A 24,734-nucleotide genomic window follows, 5' to 3' on the forward strand; every position below is an offset into this window, starting at 1 on the left:
CTTCATGTTCACGCCGATATCGGTGAACTATCCGATGATCATGAACATCGTGCTGTTGCTGTTCGTCGTGGTGATGATCGTCGACGCGGTCGTCCTGGGCCGATTGGTCAACCGCAGGGTCCGCGAACGCTACCCGGACAGCGCCGACGGCGGCTTCAAACTCGGCTGGTACTCGTTCAGCCGCGCGATGCAGTTGCGCAAAATGCGTGCACCGCGTCCGCAGGTGTCCGCCGGCGACCCGGTCTGAGCGGCCGGATGAGCGGAACACGAACTCTCGTCCTCGGCGGGGTGCGGTCGGGCAAGTCCACACATGGTGAGGCACTGCTGGCCGCCCACCCTCGGGTCCGCTATCTGGCCACCGGCCCGACCATATCGTCGGACACCGAGTGGGTGGCCCGGGTGCGCGCACACCGTGACCGCCGCGGAGACCGGTATCTGACCGTCGAGACGACGGACGTCGCGAAGGCGCTGGCCGACGATCCGGCCGTCGCCACGCTCGTCGACGATCTGGGCAACTGGGTGGCCGCGCAGGTCGATGCCGTCGACGGCTGGGATCACCTCGACCGGGGCATCGGCGACGCCTCGGCCGCGCTGTGTGAGGCGGTGGCCGCCTTCACCGGCGACCTGGTTCTGATCAGCCCGGAGGTGGGGCTGGCCCCGGTAGCCCCGACACCGGCAGGCCGCCGGTTCCAGGACGACCTCGGATCGGTCAACGCCGCGCTGGCGCAGGTGTGCGATCGTGTGCTGCTGGTGGTCGCGGGACGGGTGCTTGAGCTACCCGCGGGCGAACCCGCAGCCACTGTGGTCGCCGCGCAGCCGGTGCCGGTGCCGGTGCCCGACGAGGCGCCGGCACCGGTTACGGATGCTGCGCACATCCCGCCGGTTTCCGACGCCACACCTGACTCCGCCGACACCACGGCCGCCGAGGACGTCGTCCGGACGGGTGCGCTGCCGGTGCCCGCGAGGCCGGTCGACCCGGCCGACGCCGAGATCTTCCCACCTGTCGATGCACCCGATCATGACGCTGCCGAAGCGGCTCGTGCCCGCCAGCTCACCCTCACCAAGCCGCCGGGGTCGTTGGGCCGGCTCGAGGAGTTGGGCAATTGGGCGGCCGCCTGCCAGGGCATCTGCCCGCCACGACCCTTGCGTTCCCCACGGGTTGTCGTGTTCGCCGGCGACCACGGCGTCGCCCGCGAAGGCGTGTCGGCGTACCCGCCGGAGGTCACCGCGCAGATGGTGGCCAACATCGCCGGGGGCGGGGCGGCCATCAATGTGCTCGCCCGGCGTGCCGGTGCCACTGTGCACGTGGCCGATCTGTCGGTCGACGCCGACACCAACCCGGCCGTCGCCGCGTTCAAGGTACGGCGTAGCAGCGGTGACCTGCAGGTGACCGACGCACTCAGCATCGACGAAGCGCGTCGGGCCCTCGCGGCCGGACGCGCCATCGCCGACAGTCTCGTCGACGCCGGTGCGGATCTGCTGATCGCCGGGGAGATGGGAATCGGTAACACCACTCCTGCGGCGATCTTGATCGGGACGATCACCTCCCGCGAACCCGTCGAGGTGGTCGGCCGGGGTTCGGGCATCGACGACGCCGGATGGATCCGCAAGACCGCCGCGATCCGCGACGGCATGCGCAGAGTACGAAAGCATCGCCACGATCCGCTCGCCATGCTCGCGACGGTGGCCGGCGCCGACCTGACCGCGATGGCCGGCTTCCTCGCGCAGGCCGCCGTACGCAAGACGCCCGTGATCGTCGACGGCGTCATCGTCACCGCGTCGGCGCTGGTCGCCGAGCAATTGGCACCGGGTGCGGTCCAGTGGTGGGTAGCCGGGCACCGTTCGGTCGAACCCGCCCACTCGGCGGCGCTCGAACATCTGGATATCGAACCGATCCTGGAGATGTCGATGCGCCTGGGCGAGGGCACCGGCGCGGTGCTGGCGTTGCCGGTGGTGCAGTCGGCGATCGACGTACTCACCTCGATGGCGACCTTCGGCGAGGCGGGCGTCTCGAACGCCTGACGATCCCGCGACGATGTCCCTGTCCCCCGTGTCCGCGGTTCACGTGGCGATCAGCTGGCTGACGGTGCTGCCGGTCCCTACTCCGGCGGTGGCCATGGACCGACGCACCGGTGGCGCGGTGATCGCCGCGGTCCCCGTAGTCGGCGCACTGCTCGGATCCGTCACCGCCGCACTGGCATTCGGTCTGTCGCACACGTCGCTGCCGTCGGCGCTGATCGGTGTACTGCTCGTGGTGGGGCTGGCCCTGATCACCCGCGGCATGCACGTCGACGGTCTGGCCGACACCGTCGACGGCCTGGGCTGCTACGGTCCACCGCAGCGCGTCGCGGAGGTGATGAAGTCGGGGTCGGTGGGTCCGTTCGGCGCCGCCGCGATCGTCGCCGCGGGTGCGGTGCAGGCCATCGGCTTCGCGGCACTCACCGACGAACATCGTTGGTACGAGATCGTTTTCGCGGTCATCGCAAGCCGTGTCGCGGTCGTCGTCGCATGTCGGCGGGTGCTGGGACCGGCGAGCGAAACCGGCTTCGGTGCGATGGTCGCAGGCACGCAACGGCTTTCGCCGATCATCTGGCCGGCGATCATGCTGATCGGCGCGGCCGCACTCGGCGCCACCGGATCGGGCGACTACGACATCACCCACACACTCACCGTGGCAACAACTTTCGCCGTGATGACGGCGACGATCTGGCTGCTGTCGCGACATTGCGCCCGCCGCATCGGCGGTATCACCGGCGACGTCCTCGGCGCGGCGATCGAACTCGGCCTGGCGATAACCCTCGTCGGCCTCCTTGCTCGATAGCAGGTCGCCGCGGGAGCGTAGCGTCAAGCCTCATGTGCGTATCGATGCCGCAACCGTTCAGTCCCGAGGAGGCCCGGTCGGTCCGCGCCTTCACCGAACGCCTCGGACTTCCCGGGCTGATCGACGTGCACACCCATTTCATGCCGAAACAGGTCCTGGACAAGGTGTGGGCGTACTTCGATTCCGTCGGCCCGATACTCGGACGTGAATGGCCGATCACCTACCGCGCGCAGGAGGACGAGCGGGTGGCGACGCTGCGCTCGTTCGGTGTCCTGGGCTATTCGTCGATGATCTATCCACACAAGCCGGGCATGGCGCAGTGGCTCAACGGCTGGGCGATCGACTTCGCCGCCTCGCATCCGGACTGCCTACAGACCGCGACCTTCTACCCCGAACCGCAGGCTCGAGAATACGTCGCCGACGCGATCGCGGCCGGAGCACGGATCTTCAAGTCGCACATCCAGGTCGGCGACTACTCCCCCGACGACCCGCTCCTCGACCCGGTGTGGGAGCAGATCGACGCGGCACAGATCCCCGTGGTGATCCACTGCGGGTCGGGACCGGCACCCGGCGCCCACACCGGCCCGGAACCGATACGCCGCGTGCTGGGCCAATTCCCCACTCTCCCGTTGATCGTCGCGCACATGGGAATCCCGGAATACGTGGACTTCCTGGAACTGGCCGAACGGTACGACAACGTCCGGCTCGACACCACGATGAGTTTCACCGACTTCACCGAACAGATCGGGCTGTTTCCGACCGAACTCCTCGGCCGGCTCGGCGACCTCGGCCACAAGGTCCTCTTCGGCAGCGACTTCCCCAACATCCCGTACCCGTACCGGCACGCCCTCGACGCGTGCGAGCGTCTCGGCCTCGGCGACGACTGGTTGCGCGCGGTGTGTTTCGGCAACGCAGCCGAACTGTTCGGCATCGAGCCGAAGGCACCGACCGCGCTTGCGTAACAGCAGGGCCCGCACCTGCGAAACTCCTGGTACGGCCAACAAACCCCGGTCGACCTTCAGGAGGCATTATGGCCAAGTCACCCCGCAAGGCACGCCGGACCGCGATCGGTGCACTCGCCCTTCTGATCTCGGCCATCGGATCCCTGCTCGCACCCTCGCACGCCGACGCAGTCACGCCTCCGCAGGCCAGATTCTGGGTATCGAACGGGGCCATCGTCGTACACGTCGACAATCTCCCCCGCCGCCCGATCGAATGCCAGCTCTGGATCCCCGATCCGCTCCCGTGGGGCTTCGACACCAACCGCATCGTGAAGCAACGCACAGTCACGACCGGATCGGTAACCCTGTCGGCGATCCCGCAGCTGCACCCGCTGCCGCACCGGTACTACACCTTCGTGAACTGCTTCGCCTACGGGCCGGGCAAATCGCAGTACAGCTTCGTACGCAAGGCGATACTCTTCGTCACGCCCTTCGGCGGCTTCGGGTCATAGGTCGCAGGTCCGGGCGGGCCAACTCGGAGTCCGCATTGAGCCAGTCCAGTTCATCCTCACGCAACGGCTCCGCGAGGTCGATCCCGATCAGCTCCTGCCGTCGCGCCACGGTGTCGGTCATAGCCTCTCCACTGCGGGACGCGAGATCATTCCGGGCGCGTCAGTGCAGGCGGGTCATCCAGCCGTGGGTGTCGGCGAAGGTGCCGCGCTGGATGCCGGTCAGGGTGTCGCGCAGCGCCATCGTGACCTCACCGGGCCGGCCGTCGGCGATGGTGTAGTCCTCACCGACGCCGCGGACCCGGCCGACGGGGGTGATAACGGCGGCGGTACCACAGGCGAACACCTCGGTGATGTCGCCGGAGGCGGCACCCTTTCGAAGCTCCTCGGTGCTGATCTTGCGCTCCTCGACACCGAAACCGGCATCGGCGGCCAGCGTCAGCAGTGAGTCGCGGGTGATGCCGGGCAGCAGCGAACCGCTCAGCTCGGGAGTGACGAGGCGGGCGTCCGAACCGGAACCGAACACGAAGAACAAGTTCATGCCGCCCATCTCCTCGATGTAGCGGCGTTCGATGGCGTCGAGCCACACGACCTGATCACAGCCCTGTGCAGTGGCCTGCTGCTGCGCCAGGAACGCGGCGGCGTAGTTGCCGCCGCACTTGGCGAAACCGGTACCGCCGGGGGCTGCGCGCACGTACTCGGTGGACAGCCAAACGCTCACCGGCTTGATGCCGCCGGAGAAGTAGGCGCCCGCCGGAGAGGCGATCACCGAGTAGATGTACGAACCCGAAGGTGCGTTGACACCGAGTCCGGCCTGCGAGGCGAACATGAACGGACGCAGGTACAGCGACTCCTCACCGCCGGCCGCGGGCACCCACGCATTGTCGGCTTCGAGCAACGCCTTGAGTGAGGCGATGAAGTCGTCGACGGGCAGCGCCGGCATCGCCAGCCGCTGCGCCGACCGCTGCAGGCGCGCACCGTTGGCCTCGGGCCGGAAGGCCGAGATCGAGCCGTCCGGCTGCCGGTAGGCCTTGAGGCCCTCGAAGATCTCCTGGCCGTAGTGCAGGACCATCGCCGACGGGTCGAGGGCGATGGGTCCATAGGGCTTTACCTGCGCGTTGTGCCATCCCTGGTCGATGTCATAGTCGACCATCACCATGTTGTCGGTGAAGTAATTTCCGAAGCCCGGTGCGGCGAGGATCTCCGAACGCCGACCCTCGGAAACCGGGTGCGGGTGTTCGGTGCGGCTGAACTGCAAGGTCATCGGTACATCCTATCGCCGTGCGGCAAGTGGTTTCCGCCGACCCGCTACACGTGCGATTCGACGAACGGCGGGATGACGACTTCACATGCCAGCGCCCGGCCACGGACGTCGATAGTGACCTCGTCGCCCTTCTTGACCCCGGACGCCAAGTCGAGCAAGGCCAGAGCGATGCCGTGTTTGAGAGTCGGTGAGAAGGTCCCTGACGTGCAGACGCCGATCTGTTGTCCGTCGGCCGCGTTGACCACGCAGCCGTCGCGCGGGATGCCGCGGCCGGTTGCCCGCAAACCGTAGAGCCTGCGCGCCGGACCCGCCGCCTTCTCGGCGAGCAGCGCGTCACGGCCGAAGAACGCCGGCTTGTCCCAGCCGACGGCCCAACCGACGCGGGCCTGGACGGGGGTGATCTCGGTGGAGAGCTCATGTCCGTGGAGTGCATAACCCATCTCGGTGCGCAGGGTGTCGCGGGCGCCGAGCCCGGCGGGCTGACCACCGACCTCGATCACCTTCTCCAGCAGGGCGTCGAACACCGGTCCGGCGTCCGCCCAGCGCGGCAGGACCTCGAAGCCGCGTTCGCCCGTGTAACCGGTTCGGCACACCCGCACAGGTGCCGTCCCCGACGGCAGCGTCAGCTCGGCATCGGCGAACGCCATGTACTCCATGTCGGCGGGCAACCCGAGGCTTTCGAGCACCTCGGGCGCGCGCGGCCCCTGCACCGCGAACACCGCGTACTCGCGGTGCTGGTCGGTGACGGTGATCCCGTCGGGCGCGACGGCCTGCAGCGCGGCAACCACCGTCGCGGTGTTGGCGGCGTTGGGAACCAGGAACACCTCGTCCGGGCCGACGAGGTAGGCGATCAGATCATCGATCACCCCGCCGGATTCGTTGCAGCACAAGGTGTACTGGGCCTTGCCCGGGCCGATCTTGGCGAGGTCGTTGGTGAGCGTGGAGTTCACGAAATCCGCGGCACCCGGCCCCGACACCAGCGCCTTGCCCAGGTGGCTGACGTCGAAGATCCCGGCGGCCTCACGTACGGCCGTGTGTTCGGCGACGGTCCCCGCGTACGACACCGGCATGTTCCAGCCGCCGAAACCGGCGAAAGTAGCCCCCAGCGCGACGTGGCGGTCGGCGATCGGCCCGTCAAGAAGTTCACTCATGGCGTCCTACGCTACTGGGTTTCACCGGGCGTATCGCGCCGGTGCTCCACACGATCACCGCCGGCCACATCACCGCAGCCGACTGTGCCCACTGTGGCAGAGTTGACCGGGTGAGCAAGAACGACTCCTTCGACCGCGTCCGCGGCCCCGAACTGCACCTGTCCTCCACCATCGACGCCGACGACACGGTCCTCGTTCTCGGCCTGATCGGTCCCGAATCCGCCGACGGCCCCAGCCCCTCGGACGCACCCGCCGAGCCCACTCTGGTGACGGTCGACGGCATCCTCGACGACGCGGCGGCCGAACAGATATCGGCGTCACTGAAGGTGCTCGGCGCCACCGGCAAACACGGTGAGGTGCACCGTTTCCCCGCCCCGGCGTCGGTACCGGTCGACCTGATCGTCACCATCGGCCTCGGCGCCCCGGCCGACGTCGACGACGCGGACAAGGTGCGGCAGGCCGCGGGCATCGTCGCGCGATCGCTCGACGGTCTCGACTCGGTGGCCACCACGCTGTCGGATGCGAACCTGGACGCCGCGGCCGAGGGTTTCTTCCTGGGTGCCTACCGGTTCGAGGAGTTCCGGTCCGACAAGTCCCGGGCCAAGAAGGCGCCGCCGTCGTCGGTGACGCTGCTCGTCGAGGAACGGACCAGGGAGGCCAAGGCCGAACTCAGCCACGCCGCCGCGGTCGCCGACTGCGTGGCACTGGCCCGCGACTTCGTCAACACTCCCCCGAGCCACCTGTATCCCGAGGAGTTCGCCGACCGCGCACGGGTCCTCGCCGGCGCCGCCGGACTGAAGGTGGAGATCCTCGACGATGCCGAACTCGCCCGCAGCGGGTACGGCGGCATCATCGGCGTCGGCAAGGGTTCGTCGCGGCTTCCCCGACTGGTCCGGCTGACCCACAACGCCGGCAAGGACGCCAAGACGGTGGCGCTGGTGGGCAAGGGCATCACCTTCGACACCGGCGGCATCTCTCTCAAGCCGCCGGCCGGCATGGAGAACATGACCTCCGACATGGGCGGGGCGGCGGCGGTGATCGCCTCGACGATCCTGGCCGCCCGGCTCGGTCTGGACGTCAACGTCATCGCCACCGTCCCGATGGCCGAGAACATGCCGTCGGACACCGCGCAGCGCCCCGGCGATGTGCTCACCCAGTACGGCGGTATCACCGTCGAGGTCATCAACACCGACGCCGAAGGGCGGCTCATCCTGGCCGACGCGATCGTGCGCGCGGGCGAGGACAATCCCGACTACCTCATCGACACCGCGACACTGACGGGCGCGCAGATGGTCGCGCTGGGCACCCGCACCCCCGGCGTGATGGGTACCGACGAGTTCCGGGACCGGGTGGCACGGCTGTCGGCCGGGACCGGCGAGAACGCGTGGCCGATGCCGCTGCCGACCGAACTTCGCGCCGAACTCAACTCGCGGGTCGCCGACCTGGTGAACGCCGGAGCACAGCGCTGGGGCGGCATGCTGCTGGCCGGGGTGTTCCTCAAGGAGTTCGTGCCCGAGGGCGTGCAGTGGGCGCACATCGACATCGCCGGCCCGGCATTCAACACCGGCGGGGCGTGGGGCTACAACCCCAAGGGTGGTACGGGCGTACCGGTCCGCACGATCCTCGCGGTACTCGAGGACATCGCCGCCAACGGATGATCGGGTCCCGCCCGTGACGAACGCGACCGATTCCCGGACGGCGCCGGCGGGGCGGACGGCCGGTCAGCAAACTTCTCGGGCGGTAAGTACCGCACATCACATCTCGGAAAGCGATCGCGGGTAGGGTTCTATCCCGAGGCATCGACCACCCCGCCGATACCGAGCCGCACATAATTTGTCCGTCATCAACGCGTCAAGTTTGAGTTTGAGGAGTCAACAGCGATGGCCTTCTCCGTCCAGATGCCCGCCCTGGGTGAAAGCGTCACCGAAGGAACAGTGACCAGGTGGCTGAAGGAGGAGGGAGACACCGTCGAGGCCGACGAGCCATTGCTCGAGGTCTCCACCGACAAGGTCGACACCGAGATCCCGGCTCCCGCGTCGGGCGTGCTGATCAAGATCGTCGCGCAAGAGGACGACGTGGTCGAGATCGGCGGCGAGTTGGCCCTTATCGGTGACGCCTCCGAGTCCGCAGCCCCCGCCCCCGCGCCCGCACCGGCAGCCGAAGAGCCCGCCGCAGCCGCACCCGCGGCAGAACCGGAGCCGGCTGCCGCAGCCGCACCGGCGTCAGCCGCCGAGGGTACAGAGGTCGTGATGCCCGCGCTCGGCGAGTCCGTCACCGAGGGCACCGTCACCAACTGGCTCAAAGCCGTCGGCGACGAGGTGTCGGCCGACGAGCCGCTGCTGGAGGTCTCCACCGACAAGGTCGACACCGAGATCCCCGCACCAGCCTCCGGCACCCTGCTGGCGATCTTCGCCCAGGAGGACGACGTCGTCGAGGTCGGCGGCAAGCTCGCGATCATCGGTGACGCGTCGGCGGCACCCGCACCCGCGGCCCCCGCGCCGGCACCCGAACCCGAACCGGAACCCGAACCTGTCGCGGCGACACCGGCACCGGCACCGACCGAGTCGGCGACCGTGGTGAAGGCCGACCCGCCGACCATCGAGTCGACGCCGTACGTGACGCCGCTGGTCCGCAAGCTCGCCGCCGATAACAGCCTCGATCTGAATTCGATCAAGGGCACCGGGGTGGGCGGCCGCATCCGCAAGCAGGATGTGCTGGCCGCGGCCGAGGCCGCCAAGGCACCCGAACCGGCACCGGCCGCGCCCGCTCCTGCTGCCCCCGCTCCCGCCGCGAGTGCTCCGGCGACGAGTGCTCCGGCCGCCGCGGAGGTCCGGCCCGAGCTCGCCGCGCTGCGCGGAACGACGCAGAAGGCCAACCGGATCCGTCTCATCACGGCGAAGAAGACCCGCGAATCGCTGCACGAGAGCGCTCAGCTGACGCAGGTCTTCGAGGTCGACATGACCAAGATCGTCACTCTGCGCAAGGCCGCCAAGGAATCGTTCAAGGCATCCGAAGGTGTCAACCTGACCTTCCTGCCGTTCATCGCCAAGGCGGTCGTCGAGGCACTCAAGGCGCACCCGAACGTCAACGCCTCGATCGACGAGGGCGCCAAGGAGATCACCTATTACGGCAATGTCCACCTCGGCATCGCCGTCGACACCGACCAGGGTCTGCTGTCACCGGTGATCCACAACGCCGACGACCTGTCGATCGCCGGTCTGGCCCGGGCCATCGCCGATATCGCCGCCCGCGCCCGGACCGGCGGGCTCAAGCCGGACGAGCTGGCCGGTGGCACGTTCACCATCACCAACATCGGCAGCCAGGGCGCTCTGTTCGACACCCCGATCCTGGTTCCGCCGCAGGCGGCCATGCTCGGTACCGGCGCGATCGTCAAGCGCCCGGTGGTCGTCACCGAACCGGACGGCTCCGACGTGATCGCCATCCGTTCGATGTCGTACCTGCCACTGACCTACGATCACCGGCTGATCGACGGCGCCGACGCGGGTCGTTTCCTGACCACGGTCAAGAAGCGTCTCGAAGGTGGTTCGTTCGCCGCGGATCTCGGTCTGTAGCCGCCATGAGGATCGCCGTCGCAGGGTCGGCGGGGCTGATCGGTTCAGCCCTCGTTGACACCCTGCGCGGCTCCGGCCACACCGTCATCCGGCTGGTGCGCAGGCAGGTCCGGGCCGATGACGAGCACTACTGGGATCCCGAGACCTGCGGGGTCGACCCGCACACCCTGACCGGCGTCGAGGCCCTGGTGGGTCTCGGCGGGGTCGGGATCGGCGACCACCGCTGGTCGGGGCGTTTCAAGCAGGAGATCCGCGACTCCCGGATCACCCCCACCGAGGTGCTGGCCGAGGCCGCCGCCACGGCCGGGGTACCGCTGTTCGTCAGTGCCAGCGCCACCGGCTTCTACGGCGACACCGGATCCCATGCCGCAGTCGAAACCGATCCGGCGGGTTCGGGTTTCCTCGCCGAGGTGGTCCGGGACTGGGAGGACGCCGCCACCTCCGGCGCCGGACCGGGCGTCAATGTCGCGCTGCTGCGCACCGCACCGGTGATCGCCGAGCGCGGCGGGCTCCTCGGCAGGCTCAAGCCGTTGTTCCGGATGGGTCTGGGCGCCACGTTCGGCGACGGCGACCAGTACTTCTCCTGGATCACCCTGCCCGACGAGGTGTCGGCGATCGTGACGATCATCGAGAACAACATCAGCGGCCCGGTCAATCTGTGCGCCCCGAATCCGGTGCGGTTCACCGACTTCGCCAAGGCACTCGGTTCCGCACTGCACCGGCCGGCCCGGCTGGTGGTGCCTGGTTTCGTGGTCCGCAAGCTCGGCGGCGAGATGGCGGAGGAAATGATTCTGCATTCCCAGCGCGTTGTACCGCAGGTGCTCACCGATACCGGTTTCGCCTTCACCCACCCCGACATCGAGTCGGCACTGGAGTACGCCAGTGCCTGACACCGATATCCCCACGGTCACCCGAACACGCGGTGCCCGTATGAGCACCGAACCCGTCGAGGTACGCAGGCTGGGCGTCGTCGACTACCGCGACGCCTACGACCTGCAACACCGGCTCGCCGCCGATCGTGCCGACGGCACGCTGGACCACGACGTGCTGCTGCTCCTGGAACATCCGTCCACCTACACCGCGGGCAAGCGCACCGAGGACTCCGACCGGCCCACCGACGGTTCCCTCGTCATCGACGTCGACCGCGGCGGGCGCATCACCTGGCACGGCCCCGGGCAGCTCGTCGGCTACCCCATCATCCGGCTGGCCGAACCGCTCGACGTGGTCGACTACGTACGGCGGCTGGAGTCGGCGCTGATCGAGGTGTGCGCGGGTCTCGGCGTCACCACCGGACGTGTCGACGGCCGGTCCGGGGTGTGGATCCGCGACGACAACGGTGAACGCAAGCTCGGGCAGATCGGTATTCGGGTGGCCCGCGGTGTTGCGCTGCACGGCATCGCCCTCAACGTCGACCCCGACATGTCGGCGTTCGACGCGATCGTGCCCTGCGGCATCGCCGACGCCGGTGTCACCTCCCTGGCCCGCGAACTCGGCAGGTCACTGTCAGTCGCAGATGTCCTCGAAGATGTCGCCGCCCGGATCGCCGGTGCCCTGGACGCTCCCCGATCAACGGGCCCCGCCACGGACGGCCCGGTGACCCCGACGCGCGTAGGATCACCACAGTGACAACCACACCCGACGGCCGCAAGCTACTGCGCCTGGAGATCCGGAACGCGCAGACCCCCATCGAGCGCAAACCCAAGTGGATCAAGACCCGCGCCACGATGGGCCCGGAGTACACCGAGCTCAAGGGCCTGGTGAAGCGCGAGGGCCTGCACACGGTATGCGAGGAGGCGGGCTGCCCCAACATCTACGAATGCTGGGAGGACCGCGAGGCGACGTTCCTGATCGGTGGCGAACAGTGCACGCGGCGCTGCGACTTCTGCCAGATCGACACCGGCAAGCCGTCCGAACTCGACCGCGACGAGCCGCGCCGCGTCGCCGAAAGCGTTCAGGCGATGGGTCTGCGCTATTCGACGATCACCGGTGTGGCCCGCGACGACCTGCCCGACGAGGGTGCCTGGCTGTACGCCGAGACGGTGCGCGCCATCCACCGCCTCAATCCGGGAACCGGCGTGGAAAACCTGATCCCCGACTTCCATGCCAAGCCGCATCTGCTGGCCGAGGTGTTCGACGCCCGCCCCGAGGTGCTAGCGCACAATCTGGAGACGGTGCCGCGCATCTTCAAACGCATCCGGCCCGCGTTCCGTTACGAGCGTTCCCTCGAAGTACTCACCGCGGCACGCGATTTCGGACTCGTCACCAAGTCCAATCTGATCCTGGGCATGGGTGAGACCCCCGACGAGGTCCGTGAGGCCCTGGCCGATCTGCACGACGCCGGCTGCGACATCGTCACGATCACGCAGTACCTGCGTCCGTCCCCGAGACACCATCCGGTGGAACGCTGGGTCAAGCCGGAGGAGTTCGTCGAGCATTCGGAGTTCGCCGAGGAACTCGGTTTCGCCGGTGTGATGGCCGGGCCGCTGGTGCGTTCGTCGTATCGCGCCGGGCGGCTGTACGCGCAGGCGATGGCCCGCCACGGCCGTGAGTTGTCACCGGCGATGGCGCATCTGGCCGACGAGGGCTCGGCCAGCCAGGAGGCCTCCAGCGTGCTGGCGCGGATGGCGCGCTGACGGGATCGGCACGTGCCACGGGTCGGCCGCGTTCGCAGGCGGCGAACCCGGGCACCCACGGCTGAGTCCACCACGTAAACTGGCCGGCATGGCAAAGGCGAAGTCGGCGGTCACCAAAGAAGAGAAGGCCGCGGCCAAACAGGCGCGTAAGCAGGCATCCAAGGAACGGCGCACACAGCTCTGGCAGGCGTTCCAGATGCAGCGCAAGGACGACAAGCGCCTCATCCCGTACATGGTCGGGGTGTTTCTCCTCGTCGTCGCGCTCGGCGTGCTGCTGGGTCTACTGGTCGGCGGAGTGTGGCTGTTCATCCCGCTGAGCGTCGTACTCGGTGTACTCGCCGCGTTCATCCTGTTCGGGCGCCGCGTGCAGAGTTCGGTGTTCAAGAAGGCCGAGGGGCAACCAGGTGCGGCCGGCTGGGCACTGGGCAACATGCGTGGCCAGTGGCGCGTCAAGCAGGCCGTGGTCGGTACCACCCATCTCGACGCCGTACATCGCGTGATCGGTAAGCCGGGCGTCATCTTCGTCGCCGAGGGCAATTCCGGCCGTGTCAAGCAGCTGCTCGCACAAGAGAAGAAGAAGGCCGCCCGCGTCGTCGGCGACACCCCGATCTACGAGATCGTCGTCGGCAACGACGAGGGTCAGGTGCCGCTGTCCAAGCTTGAGCGCCACATCAACAAGCTGCCGCGCAACATCGACGGCAAGCGGATCGACGCGCTCGACGGCCGCCTGCAGGCGCTCGGCGGCAAGACCGGTGCCGCGGCCATGCCGAAAGGCCCGATGCCCACGGGCGCCAAGATGCGCGGCATGCAGCGCACCGCCCGGCGCCGTAGCTGAGCCGCGGACGTGAACGTGAACCGAACCGTGGTCGCGGCGGGCGTCGTCCTGGCGTGTGCGGCGGGACTGTCGGGCTGTACATCGGACCCGGCCGCCCAGGGCTTCGACCTCTCCGGCGGCGTGACCGTGCAGGTAAAGGCTCCGAGCGGATGGCAGGCACGCGGTGCCGACAGCACCGTACTGCTGACTCCCAAGGGCGATGACAGGGATCTGGCCGGACTCACCGACGCCGTCACCGCCGCACAACTCGGCGCGCCGACGCGGGGCGCCAACTATCTGACGGTCATGACAGTCGATCAATGCGGCGGCAACGGCAAGTGGGTGTGGAGCATCCGCGAACGCACCAACAGCGACGTCCGGACCGGTGAGGTCCGGCGCAAGGCCGACGGCGGATGTATCGCGGTCCACGCCACCTACGCACAGGCCGGTGGTGGCGACTCGGCAAGCGGTGACGACTCGGCGAGCAAGGCGGAGCCCGGTCCCCCGGCCGTCGACCTCCTGAAGCAGGTCATGGCCGGAGACATCGTCACCGACTGAGCTCCGGGAGCAACCGACTCCGGTTGATCAGCGGGTACGGATCAGCGCCGTCCCGGTGGCCCGATCGTGCAGCGCCCGGCCGTTGTAGTCGTTGATCAACGCGGGCACCAGGAACACGATCAAGACCTGCCGCGCCACGGCACGGACGATACCGACGGCCGCCGGGGCCGTCTTCCCCGTGACCTCGGCGGTGGCGCGGTCGGTTCCGAGGTCGACGCGCAGCACACGCATTCCCACCACGAACTGTCCCGGTGTGAACCCGAAGACCGATACCGCGACCACGCCGATGACGAACCACACGCCCAGCACGATGGTGCCCAGGTAGGGCGAGGTCAGCGAGGTGAACAGCAGGCTCAGGCCGTATGCCAGCACCCAGTCGATGAGCAGCCCGAGTACCCGTGTCCAGCCGGTCGCCAGTGATCCCGGCCCCGATTGCGGCAGGCCGAGATCGGCTCCCCGGTATTCGACGTCGTCCCCACCGTTGATCTGGGGACCTGACAGCCACGATCCGGTTACTCGACCCATGCGCTCCATAGTAGAGGTCACTCGACAGCCCGCCCGGCGGTAGCTCCATGCGACAGGCCCGGCGATGTGGACCCCATCGGACCGTCCGGAGGAATAGTGTTGACAGCGCCAGAACAGGCCGCCGACGTAACACAGGGGAAACACAGGCTTGACTCCTGGGCAACCTCGGCTCCATAGCGTTCTGACTTGAGATTCGCCGCTGGAAGCTCGGCGGCGGATGAGGCGAGTACGCGCCGAGGTCCCGGTGGGGCCAGGATGCACACGAGCTTCGCTCCCGGCGCCGGGAGACCGGCAACCGATCACGAAGGAGTCACCGGACGGTGTACAGCAGCAACGAAGAACTACTAGAGGGCATCAAGGAGTCGGGCGTCGAGTACGTCGACATCCGCTTCTGCGACCTGCCCGGCGTGATGCAGCATTTCTCCATCCCCGCATCGGCGTTCACCGAGGACGTGTTCGAGGAAGGCCTCGCATTCGACGGCTCCTCGGTGCGCGGCTTCCAGTCGATCGACGAGTCCGACATGATGCTGCTGCCCGACCCGGCCACCGCGCGGATCGATCCGTTCCGCAAGGCCAAGACGATGAACCTGAGCTTCTTCGTCCACGACCCGTTCACGCGCGAAGCCTACAGCCGCGACCCGCGTAACGTCGCCCGCAAGGCCGAGGATTACCTGGCCTCCACCGGCATCGCCGACACCTGCTTCTTCGGTGCCGAGGCCGAGTTCTACATCTTCGACTCGGTGTCGTTCGACTCGCAGATGAACGGCACGTTCTACGAGGTCGAGTCGGAGTCGGGCTGGTGGAACTCCGGTTCGCCCACCGATCCCGACGGCAGCCCCAACCTGGGCTACAAGGTCCGGCCGAAGGGCGGCTACTTCCCCGTCGCACCGTACGACCACTACGTGGATCTGCGCGACGAGATGTCGACCAACCTGTCCAACGCCGGGTTCACCCTCGAACGCGGTCACCACGAGGTCGGCACCGGCGGTCAGGCCGAGATCAACTACAAGTTCAACACGCTCCTGCACGCGGCCGACGATGTGCTGCTGTTCAAGTACATCATCAAGAACACCGCCTACCAGGCCGGCAAGACCGTCACGTTCATGCCCAAGCCGCTGTTCGGCGACAACGGTTCGGGCATGCACGCCCACCAGTCGCTGTGGAAGGACGGCAAGCCGCTGTTCCACGACGAGTCGGGCTACGCGGGTCTGTCGGATCTGGCTCGCTACTACATCGGCGGCATCCTGCACCACGCACCGTCGCTGCTGGCGTTCACCAACCCGACCGTCAACTCGTACAAGCGTCTGGTCCCCGGCTACGAGGCCCCGATCAACCTGGTCTACAGCCAGCGCAACCGGTCGGCCTGTGTGCGTATCCCGATCACCGGCAACAACCCGAAGGCCAAGCGCCTGGAGTTCCGTTGCCCGGACAGCTCGGGCAACCCGTACCTGGCGTTCGCGGCGATGATGATGGCCGGCCTGGACGGCATCAAGAACAAGATCGAGCCGCACGAGCCCGTCGACAAGGACCTCTACGAGCTCCCGCCGGAGGAGGCCAAGGGCATCCCGCAGGCCCCCACCTCGCTGGCCGCGGTCATCGACAAGCTCGAAGAGGACCACGAGTACCTCACCGCCGGTGGCGTGTTCACCGAGGACCTCATCGAGACCTGGATCGCGCTCAAGCGTGAGAACGAGATCGAGCCGGTGCAGATCCGCCCGCACCCCTACGAGTTCGCTCTGTACTACGACTGCTGATCCCGCGGGCTTGCGCCCTCACCGGTGATCGCCGAACGGCGGCCGGTGCCCGAGTACATCTCAGGCACCGGCCGCCGTTTTGTCGTCGGCCGATACCGGACTGCCGGAATCCGTGTTCGATCAGGCCGGTCACGTTCGCGCAGCAGCGTACATTCCGTGTCGGAACGACGCACACGACTGCGTCGCCGGTGATGATCTACCCAACAGCCAGGGCCACCCCAATTGCCGAACCGTCGCGGATCACCACCTCATGCGAACAAGGAGCTCAACGATGTCCACGTCGATTCCAGCTCGGCACCCTGATCACCCCGGCCCGGTTCCAGCAGCGATCGCGCTGGCTGCGGCAGCGTTGCGTATCGGCAAGCCCGATGCGGGCCAGTGGACCAGACTCGGAGACCAACTCAGCATCGGTGACGATCCGATGGATTCGTTGGTGGCATCGGCGCCTCCCGGCGGCCTGAAGAAGCTGCGTACTGAGTTCGAGCGTGCACTGGCCGAGGGGGTCGCATCCGTCCCCGATGCGCCGAAACCGTTGCAGGACTTCTTCGCATCGATTGAAACACCACCGGATTGGGTTGATCCGGAGGCGCTGAGGGTTGGGCAGCAGGTACTGCGACGCGGCGGAGCTGACGGCATGTACATCGCTCGCGATGTCGCACTGCTCGGTGGCTACCAGTTCTCCGGGTTCAATCAGACGCTGCTGCGCACCGGCGCGCTGGAGAAGGGGTCGAACCAGCGGTTCGCCGAGACCATGCGGTGGGGCCTCGACGTCATCGGCGAAGGTTCGCTCGACCCTTTCGGCGCCGGGTACCGATCCACCGTCCATGTCCGGTTCGTGCACGCCATGGTTCGCCGGCATGTCGGGGCCCTACCGGACTGGCGGCCCGACCGATGGGGGGTGCCGATCAACCAAACCGATATGGCGGCGACGTTGATCGGCACACTGGTCGTCCCACCGCTGGGTGCGCTGGGGATGGGGGTCCTGGCCACGCCCCGCGAGTTGAACTGCGTGGCACATCTGACGCGTTACGTGGGTTGGTTGATGGGGGTTCGGGACGAATGGTTGCCGCGGTCATTCCGCGACGCGATCCGCATCCTGTACCACACCTCCACCGCACTCGCGCTACCCGACGAAACCACTCGGATGCTGTCGACGCCGATGGCGGCGGATCCACTGTCCTGGCACTACCGCAGAGCGAGACGACTCCGGCGTCGACTGGCGTGGGCTCAGCACCTGTCGGTGACCACCGCGTTTCTCGGACCGCGGACGATGAGGGCCTTGGGCCTGCCGACGTACATGCCACCGTGGTATCCGATGATCAGAATTCCGGTCAACGGCGCACGCAGCCTGGCCGCGTGGACGCTGCCGGGCGGTGCGCGCCGCGCTGCTGATCGAGGCTTACGAGAACAGGAGTCCTTCTTGCGCACGATCATCGGCGACACGGAGGCGATCATCGGCGCTTCCGTGACTCACGTGCATGAGGTACCTGAACCCGCCGACCCCCGGTGACGTCGACTGATGATCGTCCGCCGTCGGCTTTCCATACCAGACAGTAGGGGTGTTTTGCCTGGTCAGCCTGGGACCTAGGGCTCTCGCAAGTCGGACATCACAGCGGGACCATAGTGTTATGTACCGCACACGATTCGCCGACGACCTGGCCCCCGGAGACCGTATCGCCATCGAGAACTGGCACGGTACGGTGCGCAAGAACTGTAAACACGGCACCAATGACCGACTGATCGAGCTGGTGATGAGTTCGGACAACCGCAATCAGATCGTGCTGAAGGCGGGCGAGGTCGTCGAGGTCCTCTGACCGCCCCGCTCAGGCGGCGAGTTCGGCGAACAGTGCCTCGTTGTATTCGAAGGCCCGGACTGCTTCGTCGAGGAGTCGCCGGTGAGCGGCATCGTCGATGGGCAGTCCGTCGAGCGCGTCGCGGTAGCCGTCCTTGTACCGCTTGAGTTTGTCGATGCCGTCGAAGGCGTAGAACGTCAGCGAGTTCTTATCGATGCCGTAGTGCGCGATCATCCGGCTCTTGATCACCTGACCACCGCTGAGATCGCCGAGGTACCGCGTGTAGTGGTGTGCGACGAAGCGGGCGGGATCGTTACGGGTGTCATCGATGGCTTCGACATAACGAGCCACGGCGGGAAGCGGTTCGACAGCGTCGATGTCGACACCGAGCGAGTCCAGATCAGCGGCGAGGCTGGGCAGGCGGCGCAGCCGTTCGTCGAAGATCGGTGCGACGACGGGGCGGGCCTCGTCGGAGCTGTTGAGGTCGTCGCCGACCGCCTCGAGCGCTCGGTAGACGAAGTACAGCTGAGCTGCGAGAGTCCGGTAGGCCCGCGCGTCGAGACGGCCCGACATCAGGTCGCCGATGAAATCGGAACCTTCGGCGCGCTCATGCGCCTGCGCGGTCGCATCCCGGAGGCTCGCTGAGATGGACGGCTGTTCGCCCAGAGTAACGCTGCTCATAGTGTCACCACAGATACCAGCAGAAGGCCGCTCCCGAAAGGCTGGGACGCGAACTGGCGACAACATCACAACTCACGCCGCCACCAGTTTCACCACGAGCGCCCGATGATCGGAGCCGGCCACGAAATGTGTGCGGACCGACGTCGCGACGAATCCCTTGGTGATCACATGGTCTATTGCCACGACCGGCCGGTTGCCGAGCCTGCCGTTGGTCGGGTACGTCGGCAGGAAGCCCGACCCGGCCTGTTCACCGGCGTCGGCGTACCCGTTGCGCAGGATTCCGCGGAATCGGGCCTGATCCCAGGTCGCGTTGTAGTCCCCGATCGCGATGACCGGTCCGTCACCGAGCGCGTGCAGGTGTTTCCGGATGGCGTCGGTGTCGTTCACCCAGTCCTGCGCATCCCCGGTGGGCGCGGCCGGATGAATCACCAGCACCCTGGTGCCACGCGCGCCGGGCAGGTCGGTGACTGCCCGCAGATTCTTGAAGGCGGTGTCATCCAGGACGCCGTGGCCGCGCAGCGGGGTCCGGCTGAACAGGGCCGACCCGGCTGCCGCGGCGAACGGGACCACCTCGGAATGCTCGTACGGCAGGCGTTGAGCGATACCGCTGACCCGGGCCCTGTCGAGCCAATCGGTGGTCACTTCCTGCAGCGACAGGATGTCGGCGCCGCTGTCACGGACGAGCGCCTCGACCGCGCCCAGGTCGGCATGCCCTTTGAGCAGATTGACCGAGACCACGGTGATCGACTGACCTTCGGGCGCGTCGGCACTCACCACCAGCGGAACCTGAGTGTGCACGAGCGCCGCCGCGGCGAGGACTGCGACTCCGGTGGCCATCCACTGCCTGAGACCGGCAAAGATCACCACGGGTATGAACGCGACACCGACGAGGAACGGCACACCGCTGGTGAGCGCAATCAACAGCGGCCCGCGGAACGGCACGTAGTGCAGGAGCACCGCGATGAGCGTGACCCCGACCATCAGGCCGGCCGCGCCGAGGACCGCCAACTGCAGCGCGCGCCAGATCAGGCCCCGCTCCTTCTCAGCCACCGAATACTTTGCGGACGACGACCTTGGCCCGGCGAGTGACCCGCAGGTAGTGCTCGAGGAACTCGGCTCCCTCGTCCTCCGCCCAGCCGGCCGCGTACGCGATCTGCCGCAGTTGCTGGCCGGGACCGGGAAGCTGGTCGACGGGCTTGCCGCGCACCAGGACAAGCGCGTTGCGCGCTTTGGTCGCGGTCAGCCACGCCTCCTTGAGCAGGGCCACGTCGTTCTCGCCGAGCAACTCGACCGACCCGATGGCGTCGAGAGATTCGAGGGTGGACGTGTTGTGCAGTGCCGGGTAGCGGTGCGCGTACTTGAGCTGGAGCAACTGGACGGTCCACTCGATGTCTGCGAGTCCGCCACGGCCGAGTTTGGTGTGCGTCATCGGGTCGGCGCCCCGCGGGAGCCGTTCGGAGTCCACACGTGCCTTGATACGCCGGATCTCTTTGACCGCCTCACCCGACACCCCGCCCTCGGGGTAGCGGATACGGTCGGCCATGTGCAGGAACGCGATACCCAGATCGTTGTCACCGGCCACCTGGTGCGCGCGCAGCAGCGCCTGGATCTCCCACGGTAGCGCCCACTGGTCGTAGTAGGCGGCGTAGGACGCCAAGGTGCGCACGATCGGACCGTTGCGTCCCTCGGGGCGCAGCCCGGTGTCCACTTCCAGCGGCGGATCCTGGCTGGGTGAGCCGAGCATGGTGCGCACGTTCTCGGCGACCGTCCTGGCCCATTTGACGGCGGTCTCCTCATCGACGCCCGGTTCGGGGTCGCAGACGAACAGGACGTCGGCATCGGAGCCGTAGCCGAGCTCTCCCCCGCCGAGCCGGCCCATACCGATGACGGCCATTCTCGCGGGTGCCGGTTCCTCGCGCTGCCGGACCGATTCGTCGATGACAACGGAAAGTGCGGCGTTGAGTACGGCCGCCCACACCGACGACAACGCCGCGCACACCTGCGGCACATCCATCATGCCGAGGATGTCGGCGGAGGCGATGCGGGCCAGTTCGGCACGCCGGTGCGAACGGGCGACGGCGACGGCACGTTTGAGGTCACGCTGACGCACTGTCGAGGCGATGAGGCCTTTGGCGACATCCTCGGGTTGCTGTTCACACAGCTTGGGCCCGTGAGAGCCGTCGGAATACAGCCGGATCGTCTCGGGCGACCGCATCAGCAGATTGGCGATGAACTCGGAGGTACCGAGCAGCTTCATGAGCCGTTCGGCGACGACGCCGTCATCACGCAGCAGCCGCAGGAACCAGTCCTGGTCGACGAGTTCGTCGCACAGGTTGCGGTAGTTGAGCAGACCGGCGTCGGGGTCGGGGGTGCGGCCGATCAGTTCGAGCAACTGCGGCAGGATCAGCAACTGGATCTGCCCGCGGCGGCCCGCCCCCGATGCGAGGGCCCGGATGTGGCTGAGTGCCCGGTCGGGTTTGGCGTAGCCCAGGGCCGCGAGCCGTCGCTGAGCAGCCGCGCTGCTCAGCGTCAGTTCGTCGGCGTTGAAGTGGATGACCGATTCGAGCAGCGGACGGTAGAACAGTTTCTCGTGCAGCCGCCGGATCCGCAGGCTCTGGTGCCGGATCTCTGCGCGCAGCACTTCGGTGGCGCTCTTGTCTCCTTGGCGCCGGATGTGCGCGGCCCGCGCGAGCCAGCGCATGTTGGGTTCGTCATCGAAAGCGGGCAGCAGATGCGTGCGGCTCAGTTTCTGCAATTGCAGCCGGTGTTCGAGCAGGCGCAGGAACTGGTAGGAGGCGCTGAGGTTGGCACCGTCGTCGCGCCCGACGTAGCCGCCGGCGGTGAGTGCGGCCAGAGCGTCGACGGTCGCCTGTACCCGCAGCTTCTCGTCGACGCGACCGTGCACCATCTGTAGCAGTTGGACGGCGAACTCGACATCGCGCAGACTGCCACTGCCGAGCTTGAGGTTTCGATCCCGAAGCTCTTCGGGCACAAGTGATTCCACGCGACGGCGCATCGCCTGCACTTCGGGCACGAAGTCGTCGCGTTCGGCGGCGTGCCACACCATCGGGTTGACGGCGTCGTAGTATTCGCGGGCCAGTCCCATATCGCCGGTCATCGGCCGTGCCTTGAGCAGCGCCTGGAACTCCCAGGTCTTGGCCCACCGCTTGTAGTACGCCAGATGCGATTCGAGTGTCCTGGTGAGTGCGCCGGCCTTTCCTTCGGGGCGCAGCGCGGCATCGACCTCGAAGAACGCGAGCGTGCCCACCCGCATCATCTCGCCGGCGATCCGCGCGGATTTGCCGTCGGCGGGTTCGCTGACGAACACGACATCGACGTCGCTGACGTAGTTGAGTTCCCGGGCGCCACATTTGCCCATCGCGATGACGGCCAGTCGCACCGTGATCGGTTTGTCGCCGAACACCTCCCGGTAGGCGACGGCCAGCGCACCGGTCAGCGCGGCGTCGGCGAGGTCGGCCAGGTAGGCACCCACATTCGGGAACCACATGACCGGCTCGTCCTCGACGGTGGACGCGACGTCGTGCGCCGCCAGCTCCAGCAGGAGATTGCGGTATGCGATCCGCAGCGCCACAACCGATTTGGGCCCGGTGATGGCAGCTCGGTAGACGAGATTTCCTTTCGCGACTTCTTCGGGTTCGGGCTGCGCGCCGACCGAGGCGAGCATCTGCCGGAACAGTTCGTCGCGGTCGGGCAGTTCGTCGGACAGGAGTCGGCGCCAACTCGACGTTTCCGCCACGAGGTGGTCACCGATGGCGTCGGACGATCCGAGAACGCCGAACAGCCGACCCCGAAACGCCTTGTTGGTGCGGATTTCGGCGTCGATCTCGGCCCACTCCGCCCCTACCGCATCGTGCATCCGGATCAGCGCCCGCAACGCCAGGTCGGCGTCGGGTGCCCGGGACAGCGACCACAGCACGTCGATCGACTTCTCGTTGCTCCAGCCCAGCGCGGCGAGATCGGCCGCTGCGGAACCGTCGAGTAGCCCGAGGCGGCCAGCGCTGGGCACGCTGGCGCGCCCGTACAAGGTACTCACCCCTGAAACGGTAGCCGGTCGGCGTGACCGATCTTTACAACGGCAGGTAGTTGCGCAGTTCGAAAGGGGTGACGTGGCTGCGGTAGTTGGTCCACTCGGTCCACTTGTTACGCAGGAAGTAGTCAAAGACGTGCTCACCGAGGGTTTCAGCGACGAGTTCGGACTCTTCCATGGCGACAAGGGCTTCGGCGAGGCTGCCGGGAAGTTCCTTGTAGCCCATGGCCCGGCGTTCGGCCGGGGTCAGCGCCCAGACGTCGTCCTCGGCCTCATCGGGAAGTTCGTAATCCTCGGTGATCCCCTTGAGCCCGGCGGCCAGCAGGACCGAGAACGCGAGGTAGGGGTTGCACGCGGAGTCGACGCTGCGGATCTCGACGCGGCGTGAGGACACCTTGTTGGGGGTGTACAGCGGAAGCCTGACGAGCGCGGATCGGTTGGCGCGTCCCCAGCTGGCGGCCGTCGGCGCTTCGCCACCGTGGATAAGTCGTTTGTAGCTGTTGACCCACTGGTTGGTGACGGCGCTGATCTCGTTGGCGTGGTGCAGGATTCCGGCGATGAACTTCTTGCCTGTGTCGGACAGCTGCATGGGGTCGTCGGGGTTGTGGAAGGCGTTGGTGTCGCCTTCGAACAGGCTCATGTGGGTGTGCATGGCCGAGCCCGGGTACTCGCTGAACGGTTTGGGCATGAAGGTGGCGGAGCTGCCTTCGGAGATGGCGACCTCTTTGATGACGTAACGGAAGGTCATCACGTTGTCGGCCATGGAGAGGGCGTCGGCGTAGCGCAGGTCGATCTCCTGCTGACCGGGGGCGCCCTCGTGGTGGGAGAACTCGACGGAGATACCCATCGATTCGAGGGCTTCGATGGCGTGCCGGCGGAAGTGCGGTGCGGCGTCGTGGACGGCCTGATCGAAGTAGCCGCCGCTGTCAGCGGGGGTCGGGGGGGTGCCGTCGAGCGGTGCGTCCCTGAGGAGGAAGAACTCGATCTCGGGGTGTACGTAGCAGCTGAAACCGAGGTCGGCGGCACGGTTGAGCCCGCGGCGCAGCACGTGGCGCGAGTCGGCCCAGCTGGGGGTGCCGTCGGGCATCGCGACGTCGCAGAACATGCGGGCGGAGTGGTGACGGCCGTTGGAGGTGGTCCACGGCAGGATCTGGAAGCTCGATGGGTCCGGCTTGAGGACGGTGTCCGCTTCGGAGACACGGGAGAAACCTTCGATGGCCGAGCCGTCGAAGCCGATGCCCTCGGTGAAGGCGCCCTCGAGTTCGGCGGGGGCGATCGCCACTGATTTGAGATATCCGAGGACGTCGGTGAACCACAATCGAACGAATCGGATGTCACGCTCTTCGAGGGTCCGGAGCACGAATTCCTTTTGGCGATCCATGCCATCGGACAGTAGGAGCCGCCTGTTAAATCCGTGTTACATTCACAATTCCGATGCGATAACCTGCAACTTTGCTAAAGAAATCTCAATATATAAGACGCAGGTCGCATAGTCGGCTCACTGTCACGACACAGCCGTGTGAGATCGCCGGCCGTCGCCGTGGACGTCGCGATGTGAGTAAAACCACAGGGCGGTCGGGTGCGAACGAACGCTCGGCAGGTGGAGAATACGTGTTGTCCTACCCGCCCGGGTACCTGCGCGACGCAGGACTCGAGGAACGAAATGAGAC

General features: G+C 67.2%; 23 protein-coding genes. 15 read left to right on the top strand and 8 right to left on the bottom strand.

Annotated elements, in window-relative coordinates; translation table 11 throughout:
* From Q0627_RS00145 to Q0627_RS00165, 5 genes are all read left to right on the top strand, one after another.
* Positions 1 to 247 (top strand): DUF3043 domain-containing protein (locus Q0627_RS00145; protein WP_298807109.1); only part of this gene is annotated, 247 nt, incomplete at its 5' end.
* Between the two features lie 8 nt (positions 248 to 255).
* Positions 256 to 2,022: a nicotinate-nucleotide--dimethylbenzimidazole phosphoribosyltransferase gene (cobT, locus tag Q0627_RS00150; protein ID WP_298807110.1), complete on the top strand. Its 1,767-nt coding sequence runs from the start codon at positions 256 to 258 to the stop codon at positions 2,020 to 2,022.
* Positions 2,023 to 2,035: 13 nt separating this feature from the next.
* Positions 2,036 to 2,821: an adenosylcobinamide-GDP ribazoletransferase gene (locus Q0627_RS00155; protein ID WP_298807111.1), complete on the top strand. Its 786-nt coding sequence runs from the start codon at positions 2,036 to 2,038 to the stop codon at positions 2,819 to 2,821.
* 44 nt (positions 2,822 to 2,865) lie between these two features.
* Positions 2,866 to 3,783, top strand: a complete 918-nt coding sequence (locus Q0627_RS00160; protein WP_298807112.1) for an amidohydrolase family protein — start codon at positions 2,866 to 2,868, stop codon at positions 3,781 to 3,783.
* Between the two features lie 68 nt (positions 3,784 to 3,851).
* Positions 3,852 to 4,274 (top strand): hypothetical protein, encoded by a 423-nt coding sequence (locus Q0627_RS00165; RefSeq protein ID WP_298807113.1) that lies wholly within the window; start codon positions 3,852 to 3,854, stop codon positions 4,272 to 4,274.
* Here the strand turns inward: Q0627_RS00165 and Q0627_RS00170 are convergent.
* From Q0627_RS00170 to gcvT, 3 genes are read right to left on the bottom strand one after another with little or no spacing between them, the layout of a single operon-like run.
* Positions 4,246 to 4,395 carry a hypothetical protein gene (locus tag Q0627_RS00170; protein ID WP_291016942.1) on the bottom strand — a complete coding sequence of 50 codons (150 nt, stop codon included), beginning with the start codon at positions 4,393 to 4,395 and terminating at the stop codon, positions 4,246 to 4,248. The two genes, Q0627_RS00165 and Q0627_RS00170, sit on opposite strands and share 29 nt — an antisense overlap.
* 39 nt (positions 4,396 to 4,434) lie before the next feature.
* Positions 4,435 to 5,535 (bottom strand): branched-chain amino acid aminotransferase, encoded by a 1,101-nt coding sequence (locus Q0627_RS00175; protein WP_298807114.1) that lies wholly within the window; start codon positions 5,533 to 5,535, stop codon positions 4,435 to 4,437.
* A 44-nt stretch (positions 5,536 to 5,579) separates the two neighbouring features.
* Positions 5,580 to 6,686, bottom strand: a complete 1,107-nt coding sequence (gcvT, locus tag Q0627_RS00180; protein WP_298807115.1) for a glycine cleavage system aminomethyltransferase GcvT — start codon at positions 6,684 to 6,686, stop codon at positions 5,580 to 5,582.
* 110 nt (positions 6,687 to 6,796) lie between these two features.
* Between gcvT and Q0627_RS00185 the strand changes: the two genes are divergently transcribed.
* From Q0627_RS00185 to Q0627_RS00215, 7 genes are all read left to right on the top strand, one after another.
* Positions 6,797 to 8,344, top strand: a complete 1,548-nt coding sequence (locus Q0627_RS00185; protein ID WP_291016948.1) for a leucyl aminopeptidase — start codon at positions 6,797 to 6,799, stop codon at positions 8,342 to 8,344.
* A 222-nt stretch (positions 8,345 to 8,566) separates the two neighbouring features.
* Complete coding sequence (gene sucB / locus Q0627_RS00190; protein WP_298807116.1) at positions 8,567 to 10,258, top strand: 2-oxoglutarate dehydrogenase, E2 component, dihydrolipoamide succinyltransferase; 1,692 nt, start codon at positions 8,567 to 8,569, stop codon at positions 10,256 to 10,258.
* A 5-nt stretch (positions 10,259 to 10,263) separates the two neighbouring features.
* Positions 10,264 to 11,148 carry a TIGR01777 family oxidoreductase gene (locus tag Q0627_RS00195; protein WP_298807117.1) on the top strand — a complete coding sequence of 295 codons (885 nt, stop codon included), beginning with the start codon at positions 10,264 to 10,266 and terminating at the stop codon, positions 11,146 to 11,148.
* A 7-nt stretch (positions 11,149 to 11,155) separates the two neighbouring features.
* Positions 11,156 to 11,884, top strand: coding sequence for a lipoyl(octanoyl) transferase LipB (gene lipB, locus Q0627_RS00200; RefSeq protein ID WP_291019820.1), 729 nt, complete (start codon positions 11,156 to 11,158; stop codon positions 11,882 to 11,884).
* Complete coding sequence (gene lipA, locus Q0627_RS00205) at positions 11,881 to 12,891, top strand: lipoyl synthase (RefSeq protein WP_291019816.1); 1,011 nt, start codon at positions 11,881 to 11,883, stop codon at positions 12,889 to 12,891. The genes lipB and lipA overlap by 4 nt, the downstream gene beginning before the upstream one ends.
* Positions 12,892 to 12,979: 88 nt before the next feature.
* Positions 12,980 to 13,726 carry a DUF4191 domain-containing protein gene (locus Q0627_RS00210; protein ID WP_291019814.1) on the top strand — a complete coding sequence of 249 codons (747 nt, stop codon included), beginning with the start codon at positions 12,980 to 12,982 and terminating at the stop codon, positions 13,724 to 13,726.
* Positions 13,727 to 13,741: 15 nt separating this feature from the next.
* Positions 13,742 to 14,263 carry a hypothetical protein gene (locus Q0627_RS00215; protein ID WP_291019811.1) on the top strand — a complete coding sequence of 174 codons (522 nt, stop codon included), beginning with the start codon at positions 13,742 to 13,744 and terminating at the stop codon, positions 14,261 to 14,263.
* A 27-nt stretch (positions 14,264 to 14,290) separates the two neighbouring features.
* Here Q0627_RS00215 and Q0627_RS00220 read toward each other — a convergent pair whose 3' ends face one another.
* A complete protein-coding gene (locus tag Q0627_RS00220) occupies positions 14,291 to 14,788 on the bottom strand; it encodes an RDD family protein (RefSeq protein WP_291019809.1) in 498 nt (165 codons plus the stop codon).
* A 320-nt stretch (positions 14,789 to 15,108) separates the two neighbouring features.
* Here Q0627_RS00220 and glnA (Q0627_RS00225) point away from each other — a divergent pair, with 320 nt between their 5' ends.
* The 3 genes from glnA (Q0627_RS00225) to Q0627_RS00235 all read left to right on the top strand — a co-directional run bounded on the left by glnA (Q0627_RS00225) (position 15,109) and on the right by Q0627_RS00235 (position 18,356).
* Entirely contained in the window at positions 15,109 to 16,542 is a 1,434-nt protein-coding gene (gene glnA, locus Q0627_RS00225) for a type I glutamate--ammonia ligase (RefSeq protein WP_291019807.1), read from the top strand.
* Positions 16,543 to 16,813: 271 nt separating this feature from the next.
* Positions 16,814 to 18,052: an oxygenase MpaB family protein gene (locus Q0627_RS00230; protein WP_291019805.1), complete on the top strand. Its 1,239-nt coding sequence runs from the start codon at positions 16,814 to 16,816 to the stop codon at positions 18,050 to 18,052.
* A gap of 118 nt (positions 18,053 to 18,170) precedes the next feature.
* Positions 18,171 to 18,356 (top strand): hypothetical protein, encoded by a 186-nt coding sequence (locus tag Q0627_RS00235; RefSeq protein WP_291019803.1) that lies wholly within the window; start codon positions 18,171 to 18,173, stop codon positions 18,354 to 18,356.
* 9 nt (positions 18,357 to 18,365) lie between these two features.
* On the opposite strand, the gene Q0627_RS00240 is transcribed toward Q0627_RS00235, so the two are convergent.
* The 4 genes from Q0627_RS00240 to glnA (Q0627_RS00255) all read right to left on the bottom strand — a co-directional run bounded on the left by Q0627_RS00240 (position 18,366) and on the right by glnA (Q0627_RS00255) (position 24,445).
* Positions 18,366 to 19,016: a heme oxygenase (biliverdin-producing) gene (locus Q0627_RS00240; protein WP_291019800.1), complete on the bottom strand. Its 651-nt coding sequence runs from the start codon at positions 19,014 to 19,016 to the stop codon at positions 18,366 to 18,368.
* A gap of 72 nt (positions 19,017 to 19,088) precedes the next feature.
* Positions 19,089 to 20,066 carry an endonuclease/exonuclease/phosphatase family protein gene (locus Q0627_RS00245; protein ID WP_291019798.1) on the bottom strand — a complete coding sequence of 326 codons (978 nt, stop codon included), beginning with the start codon at positions 20,064 to 20,066 and terminating at the stop codon, positions 19,089 to 19,091.
* On the bottom strand, positions 20,059 to 23,070 hold the full coding sequence (locus tag Q0627_RS00250; RefSeq protein ID WP_291019795.1) for a bifunctional [glutamine synthetase] adenylyltransferase/[glutamine synthetase]-adenylyl-L-tyrosine phosphorylase: 3,012 nt from the start codon (positions 23,068 to 23,070) through the stop codon (positions 20,059 to 20,061). Before Q0627_RS00250 ends, Q0627_RS00245 begins: the two co-directional genes overlap by 8 nt.
* A gap of 34 nt (positions 23,071 to 23,104) precedes the next feature.
* Positions 23,105 to 24,445, bottom strand: a complete 1,341-nt coding sequence (gene glnA / locus Q0627_RS00255; protein WP_291019791.1) for a type I glutamate--ammonia ligase — start codon at positions 24,443 to 24,445, stop codon at positions 23,105 to 23,107.
* Positions 24,446 to 24,734: the final 289 nt, after the last annotated feature.

This window comes from uncultured Gordonia sp. (genome assembly GCF_937858515.1).
Classification (GTDB): Bacteria; Actinomycetota; Actinomycetes; order Mycobacteriales; family Mycobacteriaceae; genus Gordonia.

Bases quoted from the DNA above. Each gene is read 5' to 3' on its own strand.
- Q0627_RS00175 (WP_298807114.1), bottom strand. From the start codon at position 5,535: ATGACCTTGCAGTTCAGCCGCACCGAACACCCGCACCCGGTTTCCGAG.
- Q0627_RS00240 (WP_291019800.1), bottom strand. From the start codon at position 19,016: ATGAGCAGCGTTACTCTGGGCGAACAGCCGTCCATCTCAGCGAGCCTC.
- glnA (WP_291019791.1), bottom strand. From the start codon at position 24,445: ATGGATCGCCAAAAGGAATTCGTGCTCCGGACCCTCGAAGAGCGTGAC.
- Q0627_RS00235 (WP_291019803.1), top strand. From the start codon at position 18,171: ATGTACCGCACACGATTCGCCGACGACCTGGCCCCCGGAGACCGTATC.
- Q0627_RS00155 (WP_298807111.1), top strand. From the start codon at position 2,036: ATGTCCCTGTCCCCCGTGTCCGCGGTTCACGTGGCGATCAGCTGGCTG.
- Q0627_RS00165 (WP_298807113.1), top strand. From the start codon at position 3,852: ATGGCCAAGTCACCCCGCAAGGCACGCCGGACCGCGATCGGTGCACTC.
- Q0627_RS00170 (WP_291016942.1), bottom strand. From the start codon at position 4,395: ATGACCGACACCGTGGCGCGACGGCAGGAGCTGATCGGGATCGACCTC.
- Q0627_RS00210 (WP_291019814.1), top strand. From the start codon at position 12,980: ATGGCAAAGGCGAAGTCGGCGGTCACCAAAGAAGAGAAGGCCGCGGCC.
- Q0627_RS00195 (WP_298807117.1), top strand. From the start codon at position 10,264: ATGAGGATCGCCGTCGCAGGGTCGGCGGGGCTGATCGGTTCAGCCCTC.
- cobT (WP_298807110.1), top strand. From the start codon at position 256: ATGAGCGGAACACGAACTCTCGTCCTCGGCGGGGTGCGGTCGGGCAAG.
- sucB (WP_298807116.1), top strand. From the start codon at position 8,567: ATGGCCTTCTCCGTCCAGATGCCCGCCCTGGGTGAAAGCGTCACCGAA.
- Q0627_RS00230 (WP_291019805.1), top strand. From the start codon at position 16,814: ATGTCCACGTCGATTCCAGCTCGGCACCCTGATCACCCCGGCCCGGTT.
- gcvT (WP_298807115.1), bottom strand. From the start codon at position 6,686: ATGAGTGAACTTCTTGACGGGCCGATCGCCGACCGCCACGTCGCGCTG.
- Q0627_RS00220 (WP_291019809.1), bottom strand. From the start codon at position 14,788: ATGGGTCGAGTAACCGGATCGTGGCTGTCAGGTCCCCAGATCAACGGT.
- Q0627_RS00160 (WP_298807112.1), top strand. From the start codon at position 2,866: ATGCCGCAACCGTTCAGTCCCGAGGAGGCCCGGTCGGTCCGCGCCTTC.